General features: G+C 71.0%; 10 protein-coding genes. 5 read left to right on the top strand and 5 right to left on the bottom strand.

The features are described 5' to 3' along the window. The coding region (locus tag Q0A34_RS02435; protein WP_291478131.1) for a BCCT family transporter at window positions 1-835 on the top strand (835 nt) is incomplete at its 5' end. Here the strand turns inward: Q0A34_RS02435 and Q0A34_RS02440 are convergent. Further along, window positions 832-1,656, bottom strand: a complete 825-nt coding sequence (locus tag Q0A34_RS02440; protein ID WP_291478133.1) for a histidine phosphatase family protein — start codon at window positions 1,654-1,656, stop codon at window positions 832-834. The two genes, Q0A34_RS02435 and Q0A34_RS02440, sit on opposite strands and share 4 nt — an antisense overlap. Window positions 1,657-1,722: 66 nt before the next feature. After that, the gene (locus Q0A34_RS02445) at window positions 1,723-2,481 is read right to left on the bottom strand and encodes a histidine phosphatase family protein (protein ID WP_291478134.1); all 759 of its coding nucleotides are present in this window, start codon (window positions 2,479-2,481) and stop codon (window positions 1,723-1,725) included. A 70-nt stretch (window positions 2,482-2,551) separates the two neighbouring features. Between Q0A34_RS02445 and Q0A34_RS02450 the strand changes: the two genes are divergently transcribed. From Q0A34_RS02450 to Q0A34_RS02465, 4 genes are all read left to right on the top strand, one after another. After that, a complete protein-coding gene (locus Q0A34_RS02450) occupies window positions 2,552-3,184 on the top strand; it encodes a TetR/AcrR family transcriptional regulator (protein ID WP_291478136.1) in 633 nt (210 codons plus the stop codon). Window positions 3,185-3,215: 31 nt separating this feature from the next. Further along, window positions 3,216-3,980: an SDR family oxidoreductase gene (locus Q0A34_RS02455; RefSeq protein WP_291478138.1), complete on the top strand. Its 765-nt coding sequence runs from the start codon at window positions 3,216-3,218 to the stop codon at window positions 3,978-3,980. 61 nt (window positions 3,981-4,041) lie between these two features. Further along, window positions 4,042-5,280: an acyl-CoA dehydrogenase family protein gene (locus Q0A34_RS02460; protein WP_291478140.1), complete on the top strand. Its 1,239-nt coding sequence runs from the start codon at window positions 4,042-4,044 to the stop codon at window positions 5,278-5,280. After that, window positions 5,277-6,317 carry a phosphotransferase family protein gene (locus tag Q0A34_RS02465; RefSeq protein ID WP_291478143.1) on the top strand — a complete coding sequence of 347 codons (1,041 nt, stop codon included), beginning with the start codon at window positions 5,277-5,279 and terminating at the stop codon, window positions 6,315-6,317. The genes Q0A34_RS02460 and Q0A34_RS02465 overlap by 4 nt, the downstream gene beginning before the upstream one ends. Before the next feature lie 37 nt (window positions 6,318-6,354). Here Q0A34_RS02465 and Q0A34_RS02470 read toward each other — a convergent pair whose 3' ends face one another. From Q0A34_RS02470 to Q0A34_RS02480, 3 genes are all read right to left on the bottom strand, one after another. Further along, window positions 6,355-7,974, bottom strand: coding sequence for an AMP-binding protein (locus Q0A34_RS02470; RefSeq protein ID WP_291478145.1), 1,620 nt, complete (start codon window positions 7,972-7,974; stop codon window positions 6,355-6,357). An 85-nt stretch (window positions 7,975-8,059) separates the two neighbouring features. Further along, window positions 8,060-9,067, bottom strand: a complete 1,008-nt coding sequence (locus Q0A34_RS02475; RefSeq protein WP_291478147.1) for a nucleoside hydrolase — start codon at window positions 9,065-9,067, stop codon at window positions 8,060-8,062. Then, entirely contained in the window at window positions 9,064-9,873 is an 810-nt protein-coding gene (locus Q0A34_RS02480; protein ID WP_291478149.1) for a hypothetical protein, read from the bottom strand. Before Q0A34_RS02480 ends, Q0A34_RS02475 begins: the two co-directional genes overlap by 4 nt. Window positions 9,874-10,026 lie beyond the last annotated feature (153 nt).

Here is a 10,026-nt window from a genome sequence, read left to right on the forward strand (position 1 = left end):
CTTCCTGTCACTGATCCAGGTCAACGCCAGCCAGGGCCCGGTGGAGCAGGAGTTCGTCACCTCCTGGACGATGCTGTTCTGGGCGTGGTGGATCTCGTGGTCGCCTTTCGTGGGGATGTTCATCGCGAAGATCTCCAAGGGCAGGACGATCAGGCAGTTCGTCGTCGTGGTCGTGCTGGTCCCCTCCCTGATCTCGGTCGCCTGGTACGTGCTGTTCGGCGGCACGGCGATCAAGATGGCGCTCGACGGTGTCGGCATGGTCATCGAGGGCTCCGGCGAGAACGTGATGTTCGACATCATGGACAACCTGCCGCTCGCCGCCGTGACCTCGGTGGTGGTGATCATCGCGGTGGTCATCTTCTTCGTCACCGCCGCCGACTCCGCCACGGTGGTCATGGGGTCGATGTCCCAGTCCGGACGTCCTGTGCCGTCCCGGCCGGTGACGGTCATCTGGGGTGCCGCTCTGGGCCTGATCGCGATGTTCCTGCTCCTGGCCGGCGGCGAGAACGCATTGTCGGGGCTCCAGTCGATCATGGTGTCCTGTTCCGTCCCGTTCGCGGTGATCATCGTGGGGATGATGGTCTCCTGGGCGAAGGACCTGGCCACCGACCCGGCGACGATCCGCCGACGCTACGCCCGGGCGGCGATCACCAAGGGCCTGCGTCGGGGAATCGACGAACACGGCGACGACTTCGTCTTCGGCGTGAACGCCGTGTCCGCTGACGAAGGCGCCGGTGCCAACTTCGACAGCTCCGACCCCACCTACAGTGAGTGGTACACCGACGCCACGCGAACCGTGGAGGACGAGGACGGCAGAAGCCCGGCGACCGACTAGATCACGGTGAGGTCGTCCCGCGCGTCCGGACGGTCGAGGTGGGCGTACTCGTTGAAGGACACCAGGTCGACACCGGCGCCGCCGGCTCCGTGACGCCCCGCCCCCTCAGAGACCCGCAGGGCGGTGACCGAGGCGTTGAACACCCTGCCGACCAGGGCGGGGACGGCCTGCCGCGGCAGGCCCGACACTGCGGCGGTGCACGTGGCGATGACCCCGGCGGAGGTGGCGACCACGACAGCGCCGTCAGCACCGTTGCGCCGGGAGTTCCGCGCGGAGTCGGCGGCGCGGGCGAGGCCCCCGAGCACGGTCCCCCGGAACTCCTGGAACCCGGGCCCGTCGACCCACTCGCCGAGGGCGCCGTCGAGCACCCCGCGGACCGCGGACTCTGCCTCTCCGGCCAGTGCCGGGTCCACCGAGCCGCCGTCACTGCCCCGGATGTCCCGCATGATGCGCTGCAGCCGCCGGGCCGACTCGGGGTGACGCCGCATCCAGGGCACGACGACCGTGTCGGAGTCGAACTCCTTCCACGCCGGGTCGGTCACCGGAGCCCCGGCACCCAGTTCCGAGGCGACAGCCGCCGCGGTGTCGTGCTGACGGTGCAGCGGACCGCAGAACACGGTGGTCGGGACAGTCCCGTCACCGGCCCCGTCACCGGCCCGTCCGAGGCGTGCGGCGAGCGCCCGGGCCACCACTGCGGCCTGGCGCCTCCCCCGCGGCGTCAGTCCGTCGTAGCTCCTCTCCACGTTCCCGTCGTCGAAAGCGCCGACACCGCCCATGCCGGCGCCCGCCTGACCGTGCCGTACCAGGTAGATCACAGCCACCAGTCCATCTCCCGTTCTCCGGCCGCGACGGCCGGGGTGTCGTCGTCCAGCGTAACCGTCCCCGTGTCAGGAGAATCGGCGCAGGGGCCGACCGCCGTCCGCCCCGGGTTCGTCGAGGTGCGCGTGCTCGTTGAAGGACAGCAGCTCCACCCCCGCGTGCCCGCTCCCCTGCCCGTCGCGTACCCGGAACAGGCTCACCGAGGCGGTGAACAGCCTGCCGGCCACCGTGGGCCAGGCCTGCACCGGCAACCCGGAGGTCTCCACCACGCACAGGGCGATCACCCCGGCGGACGTCACGACCACCGCCGTCCCGTCGTCGCGGGCCCGGTCCGCGGCCTCCCCCAGGCCGTCGAGCACCCGGGTGCGGAAGTCGGCGAAGTCGGGCCGGCCGACCCACCAGGCCATCGCGTTCTCGAGCATCGTGCCGGTGAGTGCGGCGAGTTCGCGACGGCCGCCGTCACCGGACTCCGCCGCGCGGCGCATCTCCTCGGCGACCGTGGGGTTCGCCGCGAGCCACGGAGCGACGACGGAGTCGGTGTCGAACTCCCGCCACTGCTCCCGGACGACCGGGGCGGGTGACCCGAGTTCCCCGGCGACGTGGGCCGCGGTGTCCCGTTGCCGGCGCAGCGGACCGCAGATCACCGGGACGGTGGCCCCGGGGGCCCGGCGCCGGGCGAGGGAGCGTCCGGTCGCCGCCGCCTGCCGGTGACCGCGGTCGCTGAGGACGTCGTAGGCGCGCTCCACCCCGTAGGAGTCGTCCCGGCCGTCCCCGGTCAGCACGCGCTCACCTGCCTGTCCGTGTCTCACCAGATAGAGAAACGCCATGGACCTGTCCTCCCACCCGGTTCCTGAACCGGGATTCACCGTGTTGCGCACCACCGTATACGATCCACGCATGACGACTGAGCGAGAGTCCCGAACCGACCGTGCGGCCCGGCGCCGCTCCGAGATCCTCAGCGCGGCCCAGAACGTGTTCACCCGCGACGGCTACCACGGGGCGAAACTCACCACCGTCGCCGCGGAGGCCGGCTGCTCGGTGGGCACCCTCTACACCTACTTCACCGACCGGGCCGAACTGCTCGGCGCGGTCCTCGACGATGTCGAGGAGCAGATGCGCCACCCCGGCGGACGACTGCCCGCCGACCGCCCCGTCGCCGAGCAGATCAGCGCCGCCAACCGCGGCTACCTCGCCGCCTACCGGCGCAACCACCGGATGATGGCGCTGATGGAGCAGGTAGCCATGGCCGACGAGACCGTCGCCGCCCGGCGTGAGCAGCGGGCCGACGGGTTCCTCGAGCGCAACACCCGCGCCCTCGGCCGGTACATCGACCAGGGCGCGGTCACCGGCGTCGACGACCCGGAGATGGTCGCCACCGCACTGTCGTCCGCGGTGTCCCGGCTGGCCTACCTGACCTGGGTGGGGAAACGCTTCCCCGACACCGACGAGACCTTCGGCCGGGTCTGCGCGGCGGCGGACAGGCTGTGGTTCCGGACCCTCGGACTGGAGGACGCCTCCACAGGGCAGTGAAATGAATCACGATTCAATGTAGGGTCGTGGCATGACCACCTACGATTTCACCGGCCGCACGGCCGTCGTCACCGGCGGCTCCCGCGGCATCGGCTACGCCACCGCCGAACTCCTCCTCCGCTCCGGGGCCAACGTCGTCGTCACCTCCCGCAAGGCCGACGCCGCGGACGCCGCCGCGAACAGCCTCGCCGCCGCCACCGGCGCCGGCGACCGCGTACTCGGCCTCGCCGGGCACGTCGCCGACGAGGACGCCGCCACCAGAGTCTGCGACGAGACCGCCGCCCGCTTCGGCGGGCTCGACGTCCTCGTCAACAACGCCGGCACCAACCCCGCCTACGGCCCCGTCACCGAACAGTCCCGCACCGTGATGCAGAAGGTATTCGACGTCAACGTCACCGGGCCCGCCGTCTGGTCCGGCGCCGCCCTCCGCGCCGGACTCGGACGCGGGCACACCGGCTCGGTCGTCAACGTCTCCTCCATCGGCGCCCTGTTCATCGAGGACGGCATCGGGGTGTACAACGCCTCGAAATCCGCCATCATGCACCTCACCCGCCAGATGGCCCACGAGCTCGCACCCACCGTGCGGGTGAACTCCGTGGCCCCCGGCATCGTGCGCACCAGGCTCTCCGAGGCCCTGTGGAAGGAACACGAGGCCGCCGCCGCGGCGGCCACCCCGCTGGGCAGGATCGGCGAACCCTCCGACGTCGCCGACGCCGTCTGCTTCCTCGCCTCCCCGTCCTCCTCCTGGATCACCGGGTCCAACCTCGTCGTCGACGGCGGGCAGCTGGTCAACTGACCGCGCCGCCGAACGCCACCACCCCCAGCACAACCCCAGCACACCACTGAAAGGTCCCAGCATGGACTTCAGCTTCAGCGAACGCTCCCTCGACTACCAGCGCCGGCTCACCGACTTCATGACCGAGCACGTCTACCCCGCCGAACCGGTGGCCGCCCGCCAGATCGCGGAGTCCGGCGACCCCCACCACTTCCCCGCCGTCCTCGGGGAACTCAAGGAGGAGGCGAAACGGCGCGGCCTGTGGAACCTCTTCCACCCGCACCCGGCCGACACCGACGACGGCTCGGGCAACCGCCCCGGCCTGACCAACGCCGAGTACGCGCCCCTCGCCGAGATCATGGGCCGCAGCCCCCACCTGGCCCCCGAGGCCTGCAACTGCAACGCCCCGGACACCGGCAACATGGAGACCCTCGAACTGCACGGCACCGCCGAGCACCGCGAGAAGTTCCTCGAACCGCTGCTCGCCGGCGAGATCCGCTCGGCGTTCTGCATGACCGAGCCGGGCAACGCCTCGTCCGACGCCACGAACATCAGCATGTCGATGGACCGCGTCGACGGCGGGTACCTGCTCAACGGGCGCAAGTGGTTCGCCTCCAACGCCATGCACCCGCACCTCAGGGTCCTCATCGTCATGGGCAAGACCAGCCCGGACGCCGAGACCCACCGGCAGCAGTCCATGCTCGTCGTCCCGTCCGACGCCGAGGGGGTGACCGTCCTGCGCAACCTCACCGTCTTCGGCTACCACGACCGTGAAGGCCACGCCGAGGTCACCTTCGACAACGTCTTCGTCCCCGACAAGGACATCCTCGCCGGTGAGGGCATGGGGTTCCGGATCGCCCAGGACCGGCTGGGGCCCGGCCGCATCCACCACTGCATGCGCGCGATCGGCATGGCCGAGCGCGCCCTGGAGATGATGTGCACGCGCGCCCTGTCACGGTCGACGTTCGGCAGGCCGCTGGCCCAGCGCGACAACATCCGCGACTGGATCGCCGAGGCACGGATCAACATCGAGGCGGCCCGGCAGCTCACCCTCAAGGCGGCCTGGATGATGGACACCGTGGGCAACAAGGAGGCCCGCCAGGAGATCGGGGCGATCAAGGTCCTCGTCCCCACCATGGCGCTCACCGTCGTCGACCGCGCCATCCAGGTCCACGGCGGCGAGGGCGTCACCGACGACGTCCCCCTGGCGTCGATGTGGGCGGGCCTGCGCACCCTGCGCCTGGCCGACGGCCCCGACGAGGTGCACAAGATGACCATCGCCCGCCAGGAACTGAGGAAGTACCGGGAGACCAGCCGATGAACGCCACCCCCTTCAACGACGACGGCCTCGCCGGCTGGCTGTCGGAGGTCGCCGGCACCCACGGTCCGCTCCGCCTCACCAGGATCGGCGCCGGACAGTCCAACCTGACCTACCTCGCCACCGACGGCGCGGGCACCGGAGTCGTCGTCCGCCGTCCCCCGCTCGGCACCCTCGCCGCCAGCGCCCACGACGTCGCCCGGGAAGGCCGCATCATGGCCGGCCTCGCCGACACCCCGGTGCCGGTGCCCCGGATCCACGGCATCACCGGACCCGACGGCTCCGCCGGCGACCACCGGGTGTCCGACGCGCCGGTGGTGGCGATGTCGGTGATCCCGGGGACCTCACTGAACTCGCCCGACGCCGCCGGGTCACTCACACCCGACGCCCGCTCCACCGCCGCCGAGGGCCTCATCGAGGCGATGGCCACCATCCACGAGGTCGACCTCGTGGCGACCGGGCTGGACGACCTGGCGTCCCACGGCCCCTACGCCGAACGCCAGCTCCGCCGCTGGTCCAGCCAGTGGGAGAAGACGAAGACCCGGGAACTGCCCGCCCTCGACGCCCTGACCGACCGGCTCCGCGCCGCCGTGCCCGGGCAGACCGAGACGGTGCTGGTCCACGGCGACCTGCACCTGGGCAACATCATCGTCGACGAGCGGACCGGGGAGGTCAACGCCGTCGTCGACTGGGAGCTCACCACCCTCGGCGACCCGCTGGCGGACATCGGCTCCCTGCTGGCCTACTGGCCCACACAGGACGGCCCGAACCTGCCCGGGTTCGACGCCGCACTGCTGCCCGGGTTCCCCGACGCCGAGACGCTGGCGCAGCAGTACCTCGCCCGTACCGGGCGGTCCCGGGACGCGCTGGACTTCTGGCACGTCCTGGGGCTGTGGAAGGTGGCGGTCATCGTCGAGGGTGTCGTCCGGCGCACGCGCGACGTCCCCGCGAACGCCTCGTCCGGGATGACACTGCCCGCCTCCGTCGTCGACGTGGTGGTGGCCAAGGCCACCGCACTGGCCGACAGCGTCGGCATTTGAGACCGCCCCCGCCGGAAGCCGGCGGGGCCGGCGGGGTCTAGCTGGCGCCGCCCACCGGCACGCCGCGCAGGTCCTTGCGCAGGATCTTGCCGGTGCCGGACTTCGGGATCTCCGCGATGACCTCGACCATGCGGATCTTCTTGTAGGGGGCGACCTGCTCCGCGACCCACTCCATCAGGGCCTCCTTGTCGATCTCGACCGCCCCGCCGTCGCGCTGCTGCGCCACGACGAAGGCACGCGGCAGCTCCTCGCCGTCCTCCTCGCGGATGAAGCCGACGACGGCGGCGTCGGCGATGTCCTCGTGGGTCATCAGCAGCGCCTCGAGCTCGGCGGGGGCGACCTGGTAGCCCTTGTACTTGATCAGCTCCTTGGCGCGGTCCACGACGTAGACGTTGCCCTCGTGGTCGTACTCCACCACGTCACCGGTGCGCAGCCACCCGTCCTCGAGGAGGGTGTTGGCGGTGGCCTCCTCGTTGTCGAGGTAGCCGAGCATCACCTGGGGCCCACGGATCCACATCTCGCCGGCGTCGGAACGCTCCTGCTCGTTGCCCGGGGGCAGGATCTCGCCGAGCGCGTCGTCGGTGAGGTCCACGACCTTGCACTCGGTGTTCGCCACCGGCAGGCCGATGGAGTCCAGCGGCGTCCTCCCCCGGACGCCGGTGTGGGTCACCGGGGAGGTCTCCGTCATACCGTACCCCTGGACGACCGTCACCCCGAGCCGCTCCTGGACCGCGGCAGCGAGGGAGCGGTCGAGGGCCGCGGCCCCGGACAGCAGCGTGGACAGCCTGTCCAGGTTGTACTCCCCGACCAGCGGGTGCTTGGCCAGCACCACCGCGATCGGCGGGGCGACGAAGGTGAAGTCGATCCCGTGGGCCTGGTGCAGCTCGAGGAAGTTCTTCAGGTCGAAGGACGGCATGGTGACCAGGTGTGCCCGGTTGGACAGGGTGGCGTTCAGCACCGTGTTCATCCCGTAGATGTGGAAGAACGGCAGCACCGCCATCACGGTGGAGTCCCGGCCCTGCCCGTTCTCCGTGAGCTGCGGCAGCGTCTGGAGAATGTTGGCCACCAGGTTGGTGTGGCTCAGCTTCACACCCTTCGGCACACCGGTGGTGCCCGAGGAGAACGGCAGGACGGCGACGTGCGTCGCCGGGTCGAAGGAGACGTCCGGCGCGGGGTGCCCCTGCTGCAGCATGGCGGCGAGGCCCTTCTCGCCGTCGGTGAGGTCGATGACCGCGTCGTCGGGCAGTCCGGCGGCCTTCGCGCCGTCCACCCCGTTCGTGCCCAGCAGGCCGACGGTGAACAGCAGGGACGCCCCGGACAGGGTGATCTGCTTGGCCACGTCCTCCGCGGTGTTCAACGAACCGACGGTGGTCACCGTGGCCCCGGCGCGCATGATGCCGTGGAACGCGACGGCGAAGGCGTGGGTGTTCGGGCAGTGCAGTGCGACGACGTCGCCGACCCCGATCCCGCGTGCGGCCAGTGCGCCGGCGAACAGGTCCACCTGCCGGCGCAGCTCACCGTAGGTGACGGTGACACCGGTGACCGAGTCGGTGAGTGCGCTGCGGGCGCTCTCCTCCTGGTCGAGGGTGCCGAACACCTGGTCGTAGACGCTGATCGCGGGGATGTCGATACGGGGGTACGGACTCTCGACTGGCACTGTGGTTCTCCTGATCTCTCGGCGTGACCGGGGCCGTTCGGTGGCCCCGGTCACATTATTGCCCTTTGTGGACCAAACTATCGCGTTATGCCCCTGCCGCGCACCCTTTTTTCAGCGACCGTGTGCCCCCGGTGAACCGGGCGAAGACCTCCCCGGGGTCCAGTGCGGTGAGGATCCGCGCATTCGCCGGACGTCCCCAGTACGCCCCGACCCCGGCCCCACCGGTCCAGTCGGCCACCGTCGTCCCACGCATCAGCTCCGACTCCGCCTCAACGGCGACGGTCGCGTCACGCAGGGTGACGTCCACCGCGCCGAGCATCACCATCGCCGCGGCCAGGTCGTGGATCTGGGCGACGTACCCCACCCCCACGGACTCGTGGAACTCGAAGTAGAAACGCAGTGCGTCCTGCAGCATCCGGGCCCGGTCCGACCCGTCCCCGCGCGTCCACCCGTCCAGCCGCTCCGGTGTCAGCACCACCTGCTCGGTGACGTTCAACGGGCAGATCACCGGCGGCGCAGCCCCGTCAGGCCAGTTCCCCAGCGCGTACGCCAGCGCGTGCGGGTCGACCCAGGCGTTCCACTCCGCCGTCGGGGTGGTGTTGCCCGGGTAGGTGAAGGCGCCGCACATCAACGTCACCCGGGCCCGTCGGAGGATCCCGGGACAGTGCTCCACGGCGTGCGCCAGGTTCGTGGCGGGTCCGGCGACGAGGATGTGCTCCGGATCCGCCGCCTCCCAGGCTGCCACCGCGTCGGCGGCCGACGGTTCCCGGCCAGCCTGTTCGGCCTGCGCAGGCTGTGCAGCGGCCTCCCCCGCCGACGGTGTCCAGTAGCCCAGCCCCTCGGGGCCGTGGGTCTCCGGGGTCGTCGTCAGGGGCAGGACCCGCGGCGCGGAGGCACCGGCCACGACAGACACCTCCGACGCCCCGCAGAGGCGCAGCACCTCGGCGGAGTTCCGCGCGGCGAGCGCGGCGGTGGTGTTCCCCGCCGAGGTCGTCACATGCAGGTCAAGGTCGCCGGCCCGGTGACGCGCGGCCAGCCAGACCAGGGCGAGGGCGTCGTCGATCCCGGTGTCGACGTCGGCGACGACCTTCACCGCCGGACCGTCTCCGCCGTGGCGTCGACCCAGTCCCGGGCGAGGAAGGCCGCGTCCCCGTCGGCGAAGGCGGCGAGATCGTCGACCACCGTGCCCAGGTCGCCGACGTGACGGCGGAAGTGCGCCCGCGCCGTCCGGTACTCCACCACCCAGCCGTTCCCCAGCAGCGCCGCCTGGACGAAGCGGATGTCACGCAGGGGTGTCCCCGCCATCGGCGACGTCCGCTCCGGCAACCCCGTCTCCACGACGACGTAGGGGATGCCGTCGTCGGAACGTTGGCGCCGGTCGGCGTCGTCCTTCAGGGCCGTGCGCACACTCGCGGCGTCCACGTGCGTCGACACCGTCCCCACCGAGGACCTCATCCGCAGCCCACGGTCCACACCCGTGGGGTTCACCCAGATCTGCTCCATGTCGTCGACCATGCACAGTCCCAGGTCACACGCCCTGTCCTGGAGGAGCCGGCCTGTCTGCCCCGCCTCCGACAGCGGCAACGCCACATGCAGTGCGTCATGCACCACCTCGACGGGGAACTCCACCAGCCCGAACGGGTCACCCACCTCCGTCCGCACACCACCGCCGACATCGCAGTGCTCGTTCACCCACTCCGCCAGTGCCGCGACACCACGCGGCGCAGGACGACCCGGATACGGGTCCCCGGGGCCCTGACGGAACGCCTCCGGGTCCGTGGTGGCGCTCATGTCGTCGCCGAGTTCCTCGTGAATCCGGTGCGCCTCGATGCGCAGATCCTCGTCGGTACGGTACATGTCACCTGCACAGGGTCGGAAGAAGAGGAAGCCGAGGGTCATGTCCGCCCATTCTAAGGTGATCCGGATCACCATTGGACCGTTGGGGTGGTGAACTACCCCCGGGCAGGTCCCGCCGTCCCACCGCGGGGGGTACACTCCCCGCCCATGAGAGCAGCAGTCGCCGACCGCCCGGGCCCCCTCGCCGACGTCGTC

Origin of the sequence: Corynebacterium sp. (assembly GCF_022712195.1) — a bacterium.
Lineage (GTDB): Bacteria > Actinomycetota > Actinomycetes > Mycobacteriales > Mycobacteriaceae > Corynebacterium.

Bases quoted from the DNA above. Each gene is read 5' to 3' on its own strand.
- Q0A34_RS02445 (WP_291478134.1), bottom strand. From the start codon at position 2,481: ATGGCGTTTCTCTATCTGGTGAGACACGGACAGGCAGGTGAGCGCGTG.
- Q0A34_RS02450 (WP_291478136.1), top strand. From the start codon at position 2,552: ATGACGACTGAGCGAGAGTCCCGAACCGACCGTGCGGCCCGGCGCCGC.
- Q0A34_RS02455 (WP_291478138.1), top strand. From the start codon at position 3,216: ATGACCACCTACGATTTCACCGGCCGCACGGCCGTCGTCACCGGCGGC.
- Q0A34_RS02460 (WP_291478140.1), top strand. From the start codon at position 4,042: ATGGACTTCAGCTTCAGCGAACGCTCCCTCGACTACCAGCGCCGGCTC.
- Q0A34_RS02465 (WP_291478143.1), top strand. From the start codon at position 5,277: ATGAACGCCACCCCCTTCAACGACGACGGCCTCGCCGGCTGGCTGTCG.
- Q0A34_RS02480 (WP_291478149.1), bottom strand. From the start codon at position 9,873: ATGACCCTCGGCTTCCTCTTCTTCCGACCCTGTGCAGGTGACATGTAC.